The 16725-nt window shown below is 63.4% G+C and carries 18 protein-coding genes and 1 riboswitch; of the genes, 15 read left to right on the plus strand and 3 right to left on the minus strand.

Annotated elements, in window-relative coordinates:
• Positions 1–351: 351 nt before the first annotated feature.
• The 5 genes from BT116_RS19700 (at position 352) to BT116_RS19720 (ending at position 4928) form a co-directional block, all read left to right on the plus strand.
• The gene (locus tag BT116_RS19700; RefSeq protein ID WP_072346496.1) at positions 352–1410 is read left to right on the plus strand and encodes a DUF2066 domain-containing protein; all 1059 of its coding nucleotides are present in this window, start codon (positions 352–354) and stop codon (positions 1408–1410) included.
• A gap of 32 nt (positions 1411–1442) precedes the next feature.
• Positions 1443–2516: an AI-2E family transporter gene (locus BT116_RS19705; protein ID WP_072346498.1), complete on the plus strand. Its 1074-nt coding sequence runs from the start codon at positions 1443–1445 to the stop codon at positions 2514–2516.
• Between the two features lie 169 nt (positions 2517–2685).
• Positions 2686–3390, plus strand: coding sequence for a DnaA regulatory inactivator Hda (gene hda, locus BT116_RS19710; RefSeq protein WP_003178999.1), 705 nt, complete (start codon positions 2686–2688; stop codon positions 3388–3390).
• A 212-nt stretch (positions 3391–3602) separates the two neighbouring features.
• On the plus strand, positions 3603–4229 hold the full coding sequence (locus BT116_RS19715) for a C40 family peptidase (RefSeq protein ID WP_003204649.1): 627 nt from the start codon (positions 3603–3605) through the stop codon (positions 4227–4229).
• Positions 4230–4394: 165 nt separating this feature from the next.
• The gene (locus BT116_RS19720) at positions 4395–4928 is read left to right on the plus strand and encodes a C40 family peptidase (RefSeq protein ID WP_063324756.1); all 534 of its coding nucleotides are present in this window, start codon (positions 4395–4397) and stop codon (positions 4926–4928) included.
• 183 nt (positions 4929–5111) lie between these two features.
• Here BT116_RS19720 and BT116_RS19725 read toward each other — a convergent pair whose 3' ends face one another.
• Both BT116_RS19725 and BT116_RS19730 read right to left on the minus strand, forming a co-directional pair.
• On the minus strand, positions 5112–6422 hold the full coding sequence (locus BT116_RS19725) for a PQQ-dependent sugar dehydrogenase (RefSeq protein ID WP_072346500.1): 1311 nt from the start codon (positions 6420–6422) through the stop codon (positions 5112–5114).
• A 66-nt stretch (positions 6423–6488) separates the two neighbouring features.
• Positions 6489–7073, minus strand: coding sequence for a hypothetical protein (locus tag BT116_RS19730; protein WP_072346502.1), 585 nt, complete (start codon positions 7071–7073; stop codon positions 6489–6491).
• A gap of 158 nt (positions 7074–7231) precedes the next feature.
• Positions 7232–7442, plus strand: a riboswitch (cobalamin riboswitch).
• 79 nt (positions 7443–7521) lie between these two features.
• On the opposite strand from BT116_RS19730, the gene cobO reads away from it, so the two are divergent.
• Genes cobO through BT116_RS19780 form a run of 10 tightly spaced genes read left to right on the plus strand, consistent with a single transcriptional unit; the run spans position 7522 to position 16368 of the window.
• Complete coding sequence (gene cobO, locus BT116_RS19735; RefSeq protein ID WP_072346504.1) at positions 7522–8133, plus strand: cob(I)yrinic acid a,c-diamide adenosyltransferase; 612 nt, start codon at positions 7522–7524, stop codon at positions 8131–8133.
• Positions 8134–8144: 11 nt separating this feature from the next.
• Positions 8145–9461 carry a cobyrinic acid a,c-diamide synthase CobB gene (locus BT116_RS19740; RefSeq protein ID WP_072346522.1) on the plus strand — a complete coding sequence of 439 codons (1317 nt, stop codon included), beginning with the start codon at positions 8145–8147 and terminating at the stop codon, positions 9459–9461.
• Complete coding sequence (gene bluB, locus BT116_RS19745) at positions 9458–10108, plus strand: 5,6-dimethylbenzimidazole synthase (protein ID WP_072346507.1); 651 nt, start codon at positions 9458–9460, stop codon at positions 10106–10108. The genes BT116_RS19740 and bluB overlap by 4 nt, the downstream gene beginning before the upstream one ends.
• Positions 10105–11013: an adenosylcobinamide-phosphate synthase CbiB gene (gene cbiB / locus BT116_RS19750; protein ID WP_072346509.1), complete on the plus strand. Its 909-nt coding sequence runs from the start codon at positions 10105–10107 to the stop codon at positions 11011–11013. Before bluB ends, cbiB begins: the two co-directional genes overlap by 4 nt.
• Entirely contained in the window at positions 11006–11998 is a 993-nt protein-coding gene (cobD, locus tag BT116_RS19755) for a threonine-phosphate decarboxylase CobD (RefSeq protein ID WP_072346511.1), read from the plus strand. Before cbiB ends, cobD begins: the two co-directional genes overlap by 8 nt.
• Positions 11995–13446: a cobyric acid synthase gene (locus BT116_RS19760; protein ID WP_072346512.1), complete on the plus strand. Its 1452-nt coding sequence runs from the start codon at positions 11995–11997 to the stop codon at positions 13444–13446. Before cobD ends, BT116_RS19760 begins: the two co-directional genes overlap by 4 nt.
• Before the next feature lie 42 nt (positions 13447–13488).
• The gene (gene cobU / locus BT116_RS19765) at positions 13489–14010 is read left to right on the plus strand and encodes a bifunctional adenosylcobinamide kinase/adenosylcobinamide-phosphate guanylyltransferase (protein WP_072346514.1); all 522 of its coding nucleotides are present in this window, start codon (positions 13489–13491) and stop codon (positions 14008–14010) included.
• Positions 14007–15062 carry a nicotinate-nucleotide--dimethylbenzimidazole phosphoribosyltransferase gene (gene cobT / locus BT116_RS19770; protein ID WP_072346516.1) on the plus strand — a complete coding sequence of 352 codons (1056 nt, stop codon included), beginning with the start codon at positions 14007–14009 and terminating at the stop codon, positions 15060–15062. The genes cobU and cobT overlap by 4 nt, the downstream gene beginning before the upstream one ends.
• Entirely contained in the window at positions 15059–15634 is a 576-nt protein-coding gene (cobC, locus tag BT116_RS19775) for an alpha-ribazole phosphatase family protein (protein ID WP_072346518.1), read from the plus strand. Before cobT ends, cobC begins: the two co-directional genes overlap by 4 nt.
• A 2-nt stretch (positions 15635–15636) precedes the next feature.
• Complete coding sequence (locus tag BT116_RS19780) at positions 15637–16368, plus strand: adenosylcobinamide-GDP ribazoletransferase (RefSeq protein WP_072346520.1); 732 nt, start codon at positions 15637–15639, stop codon at positions 16366–16368.
• Positions 16369–16445: 77 nt separating this feature from the next.
• Here the strand turns inward: BT116_RS19780 and BT116_RS19785 are convergent.
• Positions 16446–16725: transposase (locus tag BT116_RS19785; protein ID WP_139271897.1), on the minus strand; the 280-nt coding region annotated here is incomplete at its 5' end.

The raw sequence follows: 16725 nt of genomic DNA on the forward strand, positions 1-16725 counted from the left end.
AGGGGGGATTTCTGGGTAACGACCGACGCCGGGGCCATCGAATAACCGTTGTACGAATTATTCCGGGAGCCCAGCCATTGCCGGTCTGCGAAGGCGCGCGATTTTATCAGGCTTGAGGGGCAGCGGCCATCCTCGCGCCGACGGGCAGGGACATATCCACGGAAAAAAACCGATATTTCTTATATTGGTACTGCGTAGCGCGTCTGTATAAGGTGTAGCGGTAACCGGCTATGGTGATGACCATGCGAAACTTCCATCGGGCGTGTGAATGTTTTGCCGGGTGTTGTGGTCACAGCCATGCTCAATCTTCTTCACACGGCCTGTTCCAGCCGTTATGTCCGGGAATCTTCCATGCGTTTGTTCAAATTCTTGTCTATGGGCTGCCTGGCGCTGATCAGCCTGGCGAGCCATGCCGAAACCGTCAATGGCCTGTATCAAGTGCTCGAACCGGTTAGCAGCCAGACCCCGGAAGAGCGTAACCAGGCGACTCTGCGTGCGCTGGACACGTTGGTGCTGCGCCTGACCGGCGACGCCAAGGCTGCCCAGAATCCTGGCCTGGCGGCGATCCGCAAGGACCCGCAACAGATCATTCTTCAATATGGCTACGACGCCGGCCCGCCGGAAAGCCTCAAGGTGGACTTCGACCCGGCGAGTACCGACCGGGCATTGCGCTCGGCAGGCTTGTCGTTGTGGGGCGCCAATCGCCCGTCGATCCTGGGTTGGTGGCTGAACGATTCAGCCGAGGGCTCCAGCCTGGTGGGCGATGGCCAGGCCAGCGCCACGCCATTGCGACGTGCCGCCCAGCATCGGGGGCTGGCATTGCACCTGCCGCTGGCGGACTTGAGCGAGCAGATTGTTGCCACCGCACCAAACCTGGAAGGCAGCGACCCGGCGCCTTTGCGCGACGCCTCGGAGCGCTACGCGACAGACGCCTTGCTGGCGGTCCACGCCAAGGAGGAGGGCGGGCAGTGGCATGGGGCCTGGCGCCTGTGGCTGGGCGATCAGCGTGAGCAGGGCACAGCCCAGGGCGCCGATCCGGCCGCATTGGCTGACGCGGTGATGTTGGCGGTGAACCAGCGCCTGGCGCCGCGCTTCGTCGCCAAGCCGGGCGTGGCGACTGAACAGTTGCTGGAGGTGCAGGGCATGAACCTTGAGCGGTATGCGGCGCTTGGGCGTTTGCTCGAACCATTTGGTGGGCAGTTGCAGCAGGTTGAGGGCGATCGGATCGTCTATCGAGTCAATGGCAGCGCCGAGCAATTGAAGGCGCAACTGGCCCTGGCGAAACTTCAGGAGATTCCGTCCGGCGAGGCCGTCGCGCCAGTGCCAGTGGCGCCTCCCGCCGCCGATGGCTCGGCCCCGGTTGCAGCACCTGTGCCGGCGCCGGCAGCCAATCTGCGGTTCCGCTGGTAGGTTTTCTTTCTTTATATAGCTAGGAGTGGTTCATGGGCGATACGCGGCGTTGGTTCTGGTTGGGTGGGGTTGCCCTGCTGTTCGCCCTTATCTATTTGCTGCATCCGATCCTGACGCCGTTCCTGGTTGCGCTGCTGCTGGCCTATCTGTTCGATCCGGTGGTGGATCGCCTGGAAAAACTCGGCCTGTCGCGCACATGGGGCGTGGTGGCGGTATTTGCACTGTTCACCTTGATTGTGAGCGCGTTGTTGCTGGTGCTGATACCGATGCTCGCCAAGCAACTGTTGCGCCTGTACGAATTGGCGCCGCAGATGCTCGATTGGTTGCAGCACAGCGCGATGCCGTGGGTGCAATCGAAGCTGGGGTTGGCGGACGGTTTCTGGAAGTTCGACAAGGTCAAGGCGGCCATCAGCGAGCACATGGGCCAGACCACCGACATCGTTGGCGTGGTGTTGAGCCAGGCCACGGCCTCGGGCCTGGCGTTGATCGGCTGGCTGGCGAACCTGGTGCTGATTCCGGTGGTGGCCTTTTATCTGCTGCGGGATTGGGACTTGATGATGGCCAAGATCCGCAGCCTGCTGCCGCGTCACCGTGAAGAACGCATCATGACCTTGACCTTCGAATGCCACGAAGTGCTGGGGGCGTTCGTGCGCGGGCAACTGCTGGTGATGGTGGCCCTGGGTTTCATCTATGCCGCAGGGCTGATGCTGGTAGGACTGGAACTGGGCCTGTTGATTGGCCTGATCGCCGGCCTGGCCGCCATCGTGCCGTACATGGGGTTTGTGATTGGTATTGGCGCGGCATTGATCGCCGGGTTGTTCCAGTTCGGCGGCGACCTGTACCCGATGGTGGGCATCGTCGCGGTGTTCATGGTCGGTCAGGCGCTGGAGGGCATGGTGCTGACGCCGCTGCTGGTGGGCGATCGTATTGGCCTGCATCCGGTAGCGGTGATCTTCGCGATCCTGGCTGGGGGAGAGTTGTTCGGCTTCACCGGGATTCTGTTGGCGCTGCCGGTGGCAGCGGTGATCATGGTGCTGGTGCGCCATATGCATGATTTGTACAAGGATTCGGACATTTATAGCGGCGCTGAAGACCCCGACTTGTAGGGCAAATCGTTGGCGGAGCGTCAGGGAAACCGACGCTCTGTTCTCTTGCCGCTGCAAACCTTTGATTTTGCTCGTGGTCCGGCGCATTGTGCGGTCCGTGTCACGGGTATAAACTTTGCGAACTTTACACAGAGGCCACTAACGGTTCCTTTGGAACTGTTCAGTCAGCATGAAACCGATTCAGCTGCCCCTAGGTGTGCGTCTGCGTGATGACGCCACCTTTATCAATTACTACCCAGGCGCCAATGCCGCTGCACTCGGCTATGTCGAGCGGCTTTGCGAAGCCGACGCCGGCTGGACCGAAAGCCTGATCTACCTGTGGGGCAAGGACGGGGTAGGGCGCACGCATCTGTTGCAGGCCGCGTGCCTGCGGTTCGAACAATTGGGCGAACCTGCGGTGTACCTGCCGTTGGCCGAATTGCTTGACCGCGGTGTTGAGATCCTCGACAACCTTGAGCAATACGAACTGGTCTGCCTGGACGATCTCCAGGCCGTGGCTGGCAAGGCTGATTGGGAAGAGGCGCTGTTTCATCTGTTCAATCGGTTGCGCGACAGCGGTCGGCGCTTGTTGATCGCCGCGTCGACGTCGCCACGGGAGCTGCCGGTGAAGCTGGCGGACCTCAAGTCCCGTCTTACCCTGGCGCTGATTTTCCAGATGCGTCCGCTTTCCGACGAAGACAAACTTCGTGCCTTGCAGCTGCGCGCGTCCCGGCGTGGCCTGCACCTGACCGACGAAGTGGGGCATTTCATCCTCACCCGTGGCACCCGCAGCATGAGCGCGTTGTTCGAACTGCTCGAGCGCCTCGACCAGGCCTCCCTCCAGGCCCAGCGCAAGCTGACCATTCCTTTTTTGAAAGAAACTTTGGGCTGGTAGAACCGTTGCAAGTAGTGGCTCTTCGCCTGCTCTGGGCGCGGCGAAACCCGCGGTCCTGCTGGGCTGCAGGCCACGTGACGTTAAAAATGGGCTTAAGCGCTTAGATGTAAACGTAAAACCGAGAAGTCACATTTGCATCGATTGAATTTGCAAATGAGGTTGATAGAAGGCATAGTCTCGCCATCTTTACTACTTCAGCCACGGTCGTGCCCATGCTAAATCGCTTCGCACCCCTCGTGCCTCTCGCACTCGTTACCCTGTTGTTTGGTTGCGCTGCCCACTCCCCAGTGTCCCAGCAAGAGCAACAACCACAGGTCAAGAACTCCGTTACCGCCCAGTCTTCCTCCGTTGCGTTCCAGGAAGAAATGGCCTCCGACAAAGAGCTCGCAGCTTTCGCCGGCAGCAAGCCTTACCAGCTTCCAGTATTGGCTGACAGCATCCTGGAACGTGGGATGTCGTTGATCGGTACCCGCTACCGTTTTGGCGGCACCTCTGAAGCTGGCTTCGATTGCAGCGGTTTCATCGGTTATCTGTTCCGCGAAGAGGCCGGCATGAACCTGCCGCGCTCCACCCGCGAAATGATCAACGTGAATGCCCCACTGGTTGCGCGCAACCAACTGGAGCCCGGTGACCTGCTGTTCTTCAGCACCAACGGTCGCCGCGGTCGCGTCAGCCACGCCGGTATCTACCTGGGCGACAACCAGTTCATCCATTCCAGCAGCCGCCGCAGCGGTGGCGTGCGCATCGACAGCCTGGGCGACAGCTACTGGAGCAAGACCTTCATCGAAGCCAAGCGCGCCCTTGCCATGGCACCGACTGTGGTCACTGCCCGCAAGTAAGCACACAGTTTGTAAGGCAAACTTAAAGTCTTACTTGAAGTTTGCTGCATAGCCGCTAGAATCCTTGATCATTGATTGATGGCAATCCGCCTGCGTACTCCGCAGGCGGATTTGTTTTCATGCCCACGGCAGAAAAGCCGCATCCAGATCAGGATTGTTCTGCATATGTCGACGTCGGCCCGCCTCGCTCTCATGTTCCTCGCCGCGCTACTCAGCGCCTGCGCCAGCCGCACTCCACCGCCAGCTCCCGTGCGGGCTCCAGTGGTCTTTGCCCCCTCGCAAACCTTTTCCCCGGCTGCCGAAGATGTGCTGTTCCGGGCATTGGGTTTGGTGGGGACGCCGTATCGCTGGGGCGGTAATACGCCGGATTCGGGTTTCGATTGCAGCGGCTTGATTGGTTACGTCTACCGCGATGCCGCCGGCATATCCCTACCGCGTTCTACCCGCGAGATGATCGGCATGCGCGCTCCGGATGTGGGCAAGGAGGCCTTGCAGACAGGTGATTTGATTTTCTTCGCCACCAACGGCGGCTCCCAGGTCAGCCATGCCGGGATCTATGTGGGCGAGGGCCGTTTCGTCCATGCACCGGCCACCGGTGGCACGGTCAAGCTCGACAGCTTGTCCAAGGCCTATTGGCAGAAGGCTTACCTGGGCGCCAAGCGGGTGCTGCAGTCGGAGCATCTGGCGCGCAATCCCTGATGCGAAGGTTCAGGCCAGCGCAAATCTGTGGCGAGGGGATTTATCCCCGCTGGGCTGCGCAGCAGCCCTAAAGCCTGAAATCCCGAATCTTCAGGCCGATCGCATCCAAACCGCTTTTTGGGGCTGCTTCGCAGCCCAGCGGGGATAAATCCCCTCGCCACAAGGATATGGGTGTGACCGGTACTATTGACTCGACACCCGCCAAACCTTGTTCCCCACATCATCAGCCACCAGCAACCCGCCCTGTTGATCGATCACCACGCCCACCGGCCGGCCCTGGGCTTTTTCGTCGGCGTTCAGGAAACCGGTGAGCACATCCACGGGTTGGCCCACGGGTTTGCCGCCAGTGAACGGTACAAAAATCACTTTATAACCACTGTGGGGCTTACGGTTCCAGGAACCGTGCTGCCCGATGAACGCCCCTTCGGTGAACGGTGCCGGCAAGCGGCTGCCTTCGGCGAAGGTCAGGCCTAGCGATGCGGTGTGAGGGCCGACGGCATAGTCCGGGGCGATGGCCTTGGCCACCAGGTCCGGGTTCTGCGGTTCGACCCGGGTATCGACATGCTGCCCGTAATAGCTGTAGGGCCAGCCATAGAACGCGCCGTCCTTGACCGAAGTGATGTAGTCCGGCACCAGGTCGCTGCCGATTTCATCCCGCTCGTTCACGGCCGTCCACAGGGCACCGCTGCGGGGTTCCCAGGTCAGGCCGTTGGGGTTGCGCAGGCCCGAGGCAAATATGCGGTGATTGCCGCTGGCTCGGTCCACTTCCCAGATGGCGGCGCGACCTTCCTCGGCCTCCATGCCGTTTTCCGCGACGTTGCTGTTCGAGCCAGTGGTGACGTACAGCTTGCTGCCGTCCCGGCTGGCGATCACGTTTTTGGTCCAGTGATGATTGAGCGTGCCGCCCGGCAAATCGACGACTTTGGTCGGTTGTGCCTTGATCTGCGTGTCACCGTCCTTGTAGGGGAAGCGGATCAGCCGGTCGGTGTCGGCCACGTACAGGTCATTGCCCACCAGGGTCATGCCGAACGGCGAGTTGAGGTTTTCCAGGAACACCGTACGGGTTTCGGCAACGCCGTCGTGATTGGCGTCGCGTAGCAGCGTGATGCGATTGGGGCTGGGCACGCCGGCACCGGCGCGGCCCATGACCTTTTTCATCACCCAGCCGCGGATGCCCTTGGAATCGTCCGGTTTGGGTGGGGCGTTGGTTTCGGCCACCAGCACATCGCCGTTGGGCAACACATAGAGCCAGCGCGGATGGTCCAGTCCTTCGGCGAAGGCGACCACTTGCAGGCCTGGGGCCGGGGTGGGTTTGGCGCCGCTGGCCCAGCCGACGGCTTCGGCGATGTTGACGGTAGGCACCAGGGTCTTGTTCGGTTCAGGCAGTTTCGGCGCGGGACCGGTGCCGTCGGACACTTGCAGGGTGGACGACTCGCCACAAGCGACAAGCCCGGCGGCAAGGGCGACGATCAGGAGATGAGGTGGCTTGAGCATGCTGGCTTCCCTATGAATGCATGTGGTTATTCATAGAGAAGCGTAGACGCGCGATGGTTCAACCGGTCAGCCGTGGGCCTGTTTGAATAGCACGGCGATGCCGGGGTGATAGAAGCCGGCTTCATTGCGCAACTTGCGGTAGGCGTAGGGGAAGTACCAGGCCACGGCGCAGGTGTTTTCCTTTTGCAGGTCGTCGATCATGTCCTGCAATTCTTCGGGCGTGGCGCTCTGCTGGGCTTTTTGCGGCGAGACGAACAGGCAACCCAACTTCAGGTCGCTGGCATAGCTGATGCGCTTGGCATCGCTGGCGGCCTCCTGCAGCGGCTGGGTCAGGTTCAGGTTGTTGACCTTGGGCCAGCGTTGGGTGGCCTGGATGAAGGCGCGCTCCTCGGTACTGGCGATAAACAGATCGGCGCTGACATTGCGTTCGCCTTCTTCATTCTGCTTGCGGGTCGGGGCATTCTGCAGCGTGACCATCTCGGCCATCCAGGCCGCGGCCGACAGCAGGCCCAGGTTGGCCCGTTCATCGAACCAGTAAGGCGTGTCGTTATCGCCGCGCACGGCGTTGTAGCGGTCGATACAGTCAAACCAACGTTCCAGCACCGGACGCAGGAATTCCAGTTTTGGATTGCTGATGATCATGCCTTGCATACATTGCCCTCTTGTTCTTGTGATATCGGGTCGTGATGCCGCTTTGATATCACTTCCCTCGGCGTGACACAAGATTGACGTCATTTCTTTGATCTCTGCCAATAAACAGCGCTGGACCCGTGGCGGCTTTAATTGACGCTCCACCCCCAACCCTCTAACCTTCGCCGCTTGTTTCAGGTGCTCTGTGGCCGTGGCCGACAGAGTGAAACAGGGAAGCCGGTGAGTGCACACGAACCCGGCGCTGCCCCCGCAACGGTAAATGAGTCAAGGTTGCCTACAGGCCACTGTGTCCATGGACATGGGAAGGCGCGCAGCCCGGCATCACGCCGCTCATGAGCCCGGAGACCGGCCTGATTCATCCAACGGCATCACGGTGGGCGATGCCAGGCTTGTTGCCGTCTTTTTTGTGCCCGCCCGCCGTTATCCAAGCCCAACGGAGAGCTCCCCCATGACCGACACCCCGGATCGCGACGAACGCCACCTGGCGCGCATGCTGCGCAAGAAAGCCGTGATCGACGAGCGTATCGCCAATTCGCCGAACGAGTGTGGCCTGCTGCTGGTGCTGACCGGCAACGGCAAGGGCAAGAGCAGTTCGGCGTTCGGCATGCTCGCCCGGGCCATGGGCCACGGCATGCAGTGCGGCGTGGTGCAGTTCATCAAGGGGCGCAACAGCACGGGCGAAGAATTGTTTTTCCGCCGCTTCCCGGAGCAGGTGCGTTTTCATGTCATGGGCGAAGGCTTCACTTGGGAAACCCAGGACCGCCAGCGCGACATCGCCGCCGCCGAAGCGGCCTGGGCGGTATCGCGCCAGTTGCTCGGCGATCCTTCCGTTGGCCTGGTGGTGCTCGATGAACTCAACATCGCCCTCAAGCACGGTTACCTCGACCTCGATCAGGTGCTCAGCGACCTCCAGGCCCGCCCGCCGATGCAACACGTGGTGGTGACCGGTCGTGGCGCCAAGCCGGAAATGATCGAACTGGCCGACACCGTCACCGAGATGGGCATGGTCAAGCACGCGTTCCAGGCCGGCATCAAGGCGCAGAAAGGCGTCGAGCTGTGAGTGACACGTCCATGACGAGTCGCCATTGCCCGGCGGTGCTGATCGCCGCTCCGGCTTCGGGTCAAGGCAAGACCACCGTCACCGCTGCCCTGGCCCGTTTGCATCGCAACCAGGGGCGCAAGGTGCGCGTCTTCAAGTGTGGTCCGGACTTTCTCGACCCGATGATCCTTGAGCGGGCCAGCGGCGCGCCGGTCTATCAGTTGGACATGTGGATGGTCGGCGAGCAGGAAAGTCGCCGGTTGTTGTGGGAAGCCGCCGCCGAAGCGGACCTGATCCTGATCGAAGGGGTGATGGGGCTGTTCGACGGCACCCCGTCCAGCGCCGACCTGGCGCGACATTTTGGTGTACCGGTGCTGGCGGTGATCGATGGCACGGCCATGGCCCAGACCTTCGGCGCCCTGGCCCTGGGCCTGGCGCGTTATCAAGCGGACTTGCCGTTCGCTGGCGTATTGGCTAACCGGGTTGGCACCTTGCGCCACGCGCAGTTGCTCGAAGGCAGCCTGACCGAAGGCCTGCGCTGGTACGGCGCGCTGTCCCGGGAAACCGGCATCGAGTTGCCCAGCCGCCACCTCGGGCTGGTCCAGGCCAGCGAGTTGAATGACCTCGACCTGCGCCTCGACGCGGCAGCAGAGGCCTTGGCCGGAAGTTGCGAAGTGGCGCTGCCGCCGGCGGTCGAGTTCGCCGCGCCTGAGGTGATCGACCCGCAGCCATGGCTCGACGGTGTGCGCATCGCCGTGGCCCGGGACGAAGCGTTTGCCTTCACCTATGGCGCGAGCCTGGATCTGTTGCGGGCCATGGGCGCGCAGTTGAGCTTTTTTTCGCCGATTCATGACAGCGAATTGCCCGAGGCGGACAGCCTGTATCTGCCCGGCGGTTATCCAGAGCTGCACCACGTTGCGTTGGCCCGGAATACGCCGATGCTGGCGGCGATCCGTGCCCACCACGCAGCTGGTAAGCCGTTGCTCGCCGAATGTGGCGGCATGTTGTATCTGCTCGATTCATTGACCGATGTCGAAGGCGTGCGCGCCGAGCTGCTGGGTTTGCTGGCGGGTGAGGCGCAGATGCAAACGCGCCTGGCGGCCCTGGCGCTGCAATCAGTAGACTTGCCGGAAGGCATCTTGCGTGGGCATACCTATCATCATTCGCTGACCAGCACCGAACTTGAACCGATTGCCCGTGGCCATAGCCCCAACGGCGGGCGTGGGGCAGAAGCGGTGTTCCGGCAAGGGCGGATGACGGCTTCCTATGTTCATTTTTATTTTCCGTCGAATCCGAGGGCGATTGCCGCGCTGTTTGCGCCTGACCTTGAGGCCGCGAAAAGGCCATGACCGACAACGCTTTCTCCCAGGCCGAACGCGATGCGGTCTACCGCGCCATCGCCGAGCGCCGTGACATGCGCCACTTCAGCGGCGGCACGGTCGAACCGGCCTTGCTGCGCCGCCTACTGGAAGCCGCGCACCAGGCGCCCAGCGTCGGCCTGATGCAGCCGTGGCGGTTCATCCGCATCAGCGACCGCGCCTTGCGCGGGAACATCCAGCAATTGGTGGAAGAAGAACGCATCCGCACCGCCGAGGCCCTCGGCGAGCGCAGCGATGAGTTCATGAAACTCAAGGTCGAAGGCATCAATGACTGCGCCGAAGTGCTGGTGGCGGCGTTGATGGAGGATCGCGAGCGGCACATCTTCGGTCGCCGGACCTTGCCGGAAATGGACCTGGCCTCGCTGTCCTGTGCGATCCAGAACCTGTGGCTGGCGGCCCGCGCCGAAGGCCTGGGGATGGGCTGGGTGTCGTTGTTCGACCCCCAGGCTTTGGCCGATATGCTGGGCCTGCCAGCGGGCGCCAAGCCGTTGGCGATACTCTGCCTGGGGCCGGTCGAGGCTTTTTACCCGGCGCCGATGCTCGCCCTGGAAGGCTGGGCGCAACCGCGTTCGCTGAATGAACTGCTCTATGAAAACCAGTGGGGCGTGCGCCCATGAGCGTGGCCTTGCTCACGGTCGCCGCGGTGGCGCTGGATGCGCTGCTGGGCGAGCCCCGGCGTTGGCATCCGCTGGTGGCGTTCGGCGGTTTTGCCTCGCGGATCGAACAACGTTTCAACTCCGGTGGGCGCGGTTGGCGCAGCCATGGGGTGACGGCGTGGATCATCGCCGTGGTGCCCTTGACCTTGCTCGCCACGGCCCTGTCCTGGGCGCCCATGGTTGGCTGGCTGGTGGACATCCTTGCGCTGTACTGCGCCCTCGGCCTGCGCAGCCTCGGCGAACATGTCGAGCCGGTGGCCCAGGCGCTGCGCAGTGGCGATCTGGACGCCGCGCGCCAGCGGGTGGGCTACCTAGTCAGCCGCGAAACTCGGGAATTGGATGAAACCGCCGTGGCTCGCGCCGCCACCGAGTCGGTGCTGGAGAACGGCAGCGACGCGGTGTTCGCCGCGCTGTTCTGGTTCGCCGTGGCCGGTGCGCCTGGCGTGGTGTTGTACCGCCTGAGCAATACCCTCGATGCCATGTGGGGCTATCGCAACGAGCGCTTCGAGCGCTTCGGCTGGGCGGCGGCAAAGATCGACGATGTACTCAACTACATTCCGGCGCGCCTGGTGGCGTTGACCTACGCGCTGCTCGGCAAGACCCGCCTGGCACTCAAATGCTGGCGCAGCCAGGGCCCGACCTGGGACAGCCCCAATGCCGGGCCGGTGATGGCCGCCGGTGCCGGTGCGCTGGGTGTGGAGTTGGGCGGGGCGGCGGTTTATCACGGTGAACTGCACCAACGTCCGCCGCTGGGCGAAGGCGTGCCGGCGAGCGCGGATTCCATTGATCGCGGCTGGCAATTGGTCCAGCGCGGGGTATGGTTATGGCTGCTGATTCTCTGCCTGGGAGCTGAGTTTTATGCTTGAGCACGGTGGGCGCTTGCGTAACGCAGCCCGGCAATACGGGATCGCCGAGGCTAACTGGCTGGATTTGTCCAGCGGCCTGGCGCCTTGGCCGTTCGAAGTTCCGGCGATTCCCCTGCGGGCCTGGGCGCGCCTGCCGGAAACCGATGACGGCCTGGAACAGGCCGCCTGCGACTACTACGGTGCGTTGGATGTGTTGCCGGTGGCCGGTTCGCAAATGGCCATCCAGCTGTTGCCGCGCCTGCGCCGGGCCGGCAAGGTCGGCGTGCTCTCGCCGTGTTACGCCGAGCACGCCGAAGCCTGGCGCCGCAGCGGCTACATCGTGCGCGAAGTGCTGGAGTCGGAGGTGGATTTCTTTCTCGACAGCCTCGACGTGCTGGTGGTGGTCAATCCGAACAATCCCACGGGCCGGAGCCTTGCACCCGAGCGCTTGCTGGACTGGCATGCGCGCCTGGCCCAGCGCGGTGGCTGGCTGGTGGTGGATGAAGCCTTCATGGACGTCACGCCGACGCGGAGTCTGGCAGCGCACACCCATCTGGTCGGGTTGATCGTGCTGCGCTCGTTTGGCAAGTTCTTTGGCCTGGCCGGGGTTCGCCTGGGGTTTGTACTGGCCGAGCGCCGCTTGCTCAAGTTGCTCGCCGAACAGGTCGGGCCGTGGGTGGTCAGCGGGCCGACCCGGGTGCTGGGGCAGGCGTGCTTGCTGGACACTGATGCCCACGCCTACCAGCGCCAACGCTGCGAAGCCACCAGCCAACGCCTGGCGCTGATGCTCGAACGCCACGGCTTCAAGCCGCAGGGCGGCTGCGGGTTGTTCCAATGGCTGGTCACCGAACACGCCCTGGGGCTTCATGATTTCATGGCCCATCGCGGCATTCTCCTGCGCTTGTTTACCAACACCAGCAGCCTGCGCTTCGGACTGCCAGCCGACGACAGCGAATTCCTGCGCCTCGAACAGGCTTTCGAGGCCTACACCAAGGACATTCGATGACCACTGTGATGGTGCAAGGCACCACGTCCGATGCCGGCAAAAGTACCTTGGTCACGGCGTTGTGCCGCTGGGTCCGCCGCCAGGGTGTCAGCGTGGTGCCGTTCAAGCCGCAGAACATGGCGCTCAACAGCGCCGTGACCGCTGACGGCGGCGAAATCGGCCGCGCCCAGGCGGTGCAGGCCCAGGCCGCCGGCCTCGAACCGCATACCGACATGAACCCGGTGCTGCTCAAGCCTAACAGCGACACGGGCGCCCAGGTGATCATCCACGGTCGCGCCGTGACCACCATGAACGCCGTGGCCTATCACGATTACAAAGCCATCGCGATGCAAGCGGTGCTGGCCTCCCACGCGCGCTTGAGCGCGACCTATCCGGTAGTGATGGTGGAGGGCGCGGGCTCGCCAGCGGAGATCAACCTGCGTGCTGGCGACATTGCCAACATGGGCTTTGCCGAGGCGGTGGACTGCCCGGTGCTGCTGATCGCCGACATCAATCGCGGCGGAGTATTCGCCCATCTGGTCGGTACGCTGGAGTTGCTTTCCCCCAGTGAGCAGGCGCGGGTCAAGGGTTTCGTCATCAACCGTTTTCGCGGTGACATCGCCTTGTTGCAACCGGGCCTGGATTGGCTGGAGGCGCGCACCGGCAAACCGGTGGTGGGCGTGTTGCCCTACGTGATGGACCTGCACCTGGAAGCCGAGGACGGCCTCGACCAGCGCCAGGCCGACAAGGCCGAACAGGTGCTCAAGGTGGTGGTGCCGGTGCTGCCGCGCATCAGCAACCACACCGATTTCGATCCGTTGCGCCTGCACCCGCAGGTCGACCTGCAATTCATCGGCCCCGGCCAGGCCATCCCACCGGCCGATCTGATCATCCTGCCCGGTTCGAAAAGCGTGCGCAGTGACCTGGCCTACCTGCGTGCCAACGGTTGGGAAAGCGCCCTCCAACGGCACCTGCGCTACGGCGGCAAGCTGCTGGGCATCTGCGGCGGCTTGCAGATGCTCGGCCAGCAGGTCCACGACCCGCTGGGGCTGGAAGGCGCAGCGGGCTCCAGTGCCGGCCTGGGCCTGCTGGATTTCGAAACGACGCTGGAACACGAGAAACAACTGCGCAATGTCCGCGGGCGATTGGCCTTGGAAGAGGCTGAGGTCAGCGGCTATGAGATTCACGCCGGGGTGACCACCGGCCCGGCACTGGAACACGCAGCGGTGTACTTGGAAGACGGCCGTTGCGACGGCGCGCAAAGTCTCGATGGGCAGATTTTCGGCACCTACCTGCACGGGCTGTTCGAATCTTCCCAGAGCAGCAGCGCGTTGTTGCGCTGGGCTGGGTTGCAGGATGTGCAGGCGGTGGATTACCACGGCTTGCGCGAGCGGGACATCGAGCGGTTGGCGGATCTGGTGGAGCGGCATTTGGACACTGGGTTGTTGCGTGAACTCTGTGGGATTTAGGTTGGCTGTAATGGCCTCATCGCCATTTGAAAGGTAAAACACATGCTGCAACTGATCCTCGGCGGCGCCCGCTCCGGCAAGAGTCGCCTGGCGGAAAAACTCGCCACGGACACTCAATTACCCGTGACCTACATCGCCACCAGCCAACCCCTGGACGGCGAGATGAACGCACGGGTCGCCCAGCACCGCGCCCGTCGCCCGGCCGAGTGGGCGCTGGTGGAAGAACCCTTGGCCCTGGCCCGGGTGCTGCAAGAAAACGCCGCCCCCGGCCACTGCCTGCTGGTGGATTGCCTGACCCTGTGGCTGACCAACCTGCTGATGCTCGACGACCCCGAGCGGCTGAAAGCAGAACGCGAAGCGCTGCTGGACTGCCTCGCCGCGCTGCCCGGGGAGATCATTTTTGTCAGCAACGAGACCGGCATGGGTGTCGTGCCCCTGGGCGAGTTGACTCGCCGTTATGTCGATGAAGCCGGTTGGCTGCATCAAGCCTTGGCCGAACGGTGTCAGCGCGTCGTGCTGACCGTCGCCGGCCTGCCCCTGACTCTCAAAGGTACTGCGTTATGAATCACCGTTGGTGGCTGGACCTGTGCAAGCCCCTCGATACCCAGGCCCTCGAACAGGCCACGGCCCGTCAGCAACAACTGACCAAACCGGCTGGCTCCCTCGGGCGGCTGGAGTCGGTGGCGGTGCAACTGGCGGGGCTGCAAGGGCAGGTCAAGCCGAGTCTGGATCACGTCTGGATCGCGATTTTTGCCGGCGACCATGGCGTGGTGGCGGAGGGCGTCTCAGCCTTTCCCCAGGAAGTGACCGGGCAGATGCTGCTCAACTTCGTCAGCGGCGGCGCGGCCATCAGCGTCCTGGCGCGGCAACTGGGCGCTTCGCTGGAAGTGGTGGACCTGGGCACCGTGACGCCTGCGCTGGACCTGCCCGGCGTGCGGCATCTGCGCGTCGGCCCCGGCACGGCGAATTTCGTCCACGGCCCGGCGATGACCGTGGCCCAGGGCGAGCAAGCCCTGCAAGCCGGCCGCGACAGTGTGCTGCGTGCCGTTGCAACCGGAACGCACTTGTTCATCGGCGGCGAGATGGGCATCGGCAACACCACGGCAGCCAGCGCCCTGGCCTGTGCCTTGCTCGATTGCCCGGTGGCGCATCTGGTCGGCCCGGGCACCGGCCTGGACGCGGCGGGTGTCAGCCACAAGGCCCAAGTGATCGAACGGGCCCTGGCGCTGCACGCAGCCCAACGCGACGACCCGTTGCAGACCCTGTTCAACTTCGGCGGTTTTGAAATCGCCGCGTTGGCCGGCGCGTACCTGGCCTGTGCCCAGCAAGGCGTCGCCGTACTGGTGGACGGGTTCATCTGCAGCGTCGCGGCCCTGGTGGCGGTGCGCCTCAATCCCGGATGCCGGCCATGGTTGCTGTTCGGCCATCGCGGCGCCGAACCGGGCCATCGTCACGTGCTGGAAACCCTCGGCGCCGAACCGCTGCTGGACCTCGGCCTGCGCCTGGGCGAGGGCAGTGGCGCGGCGTTGGCGGTGCCACTGTTGCGCCTGGCCTGTGACCTTCACGGGCAGATGGCGACGTTTGCCGAAGCCGCCGTGGCGGATCGCCCGGCATGACCTTGCGCCTGGACCTGCTGCGTCACGGCGAAACCGAGCTGGGCGGCGGACTGCGCGGCAGCCTCGACGACGCCTTGACCGCCAAGGGCTGGGAGCAGATGCACGCGGCAGTCATAGAAGGCGGGCCCTGGGATCGGCTGGTCAGTTCGCCGTTGCAGCGTTGCGCCCGTTTCGCCGAACAACTCGGCGCCCGACTCGGCCTGCCGGTGCACTTGGACAAGGATCTGCAAGAGCTGCATTTCGGCGCTTGGGAAGGTCGCAGCGCGGCGGCGTTGATGGAGACTGACGCTGAAGCACTGGGGCGGTTCTGGGCCGATCCCTACAGCTTCACGCCACCCGATGGCGAGCCAGTGCTGGCGTTTTCCGAGCGGGTTTTGGCGGCGGTCGAACGCCTGCATAGCGCCTATGCCGGCCAGCGGGTCTTGCTGGTCAGCCATGGCGGCGTGATGCGCTTGCTGCTGGCCCAGGCCCGGGGTCTGCCTCGGGAGCAACTGCTCAATGTCGAAGTCGGCCACGGCGCGTTGTTTTCTCTGCAAGTGTCGTCCGACGCCGTGCTGTCAGAGGTTGGCTGAAGATGCTGCCATTCTGGATCGCCCTGCAATTTCTCAGCAGCCTGCCGGTTCGCCTGCCGGGCATGCCCGAGCCCGGGCAACTGGGCCGTTCGCTGTTGTTCTACCCGCTGGTGGGCCTGTTGTTCGGCGGCTTGCTGTGGCTGCTCAATGCGTGGCTGACAGGCGCGCCGCCGCTGCTGCACGCCGCGCTGTTGCTGACCGCTTGGGTGTTGCTCAGCGGCGGCCTGCACCTCGATGGCCTGGCCGACAGCGCCGACGCCTGGCTGGGCGGTTTTGGTGACCGCGAACGCACGCTGCTGATCATGAAGGATCCGCGCAGCGGACCCATTGCGGTGATCACCTTGGTGTTGGTGCTGCTGCTCAAGTTCGCCGCGCTGCTGGCGTTGATCGAGCAGGGGCAAGCGTTGGTCTTGATCATCGTGCCGGTGCTGGGGCGTGCGGCGTTGCTTGGCCTGTTTCTCAGCACACCTTACGTGCGCGCCGGCGGGTTGGGCCAAGCGCTTGCCGATCATTTGCCCCGGCGCGCAGGTGGATGGGTGTTGTTGGTGTGTGCGTTGGGCTGTGTGCTGGTGGCGGGGTGGCCCGGTGTTTGGGCATTGGCCATTGCTTTCGCGGTGTTCGTTGGCTTGCGGCGGATGATGCTGCGCAGGCTCGGGGGCTGCACCGGGGATACAGCCGGGGCGTTGCTGGAGTTGCTTGAAATAGCGGTGTTGGTGGGGTTGGGGTGGGTCTGAGTTGACGGGAAACGCGATGGTGGGCCGTTTCGGGATTTGAGGGGGGTGTACTGAATTTTGTGTAAACGGGGTTGCTGTTAATCCTGCAAAAGCCTGTCTTCGAACTGGATGCTGAACCTGTTTAGAGCCCCCGCCCAGTCCCTGATTGGCATCGTCCACTTCTTGCTGATGTTATTCAGCGCCAGATAAAAGAGCTTCATTACCGCATCATCGGTCGGGAATGAGGCCCTGCTTTTGGTGACCTTGCGCAGACTCATGTTGATCGACTCGATGGCGTTGGTGGTGTAAATCACCCTCCGGATCTCCGGTGGATAATCGAACAGAGGGATGACTCTCGCCCAGTTTTTGCGCCACGAC

The sequence above is a fragment of the Pseudomonas sp. NFACC16-2 genome, assembly GCF_900119205.1.
GTDB lineage: Bacteria > Pseudomonadota > Gammaproteobacteria > Pseudomonadales > Pseudomonadaceae > Aquipseudomonas > Aquipseudomonas fluorescens_Q.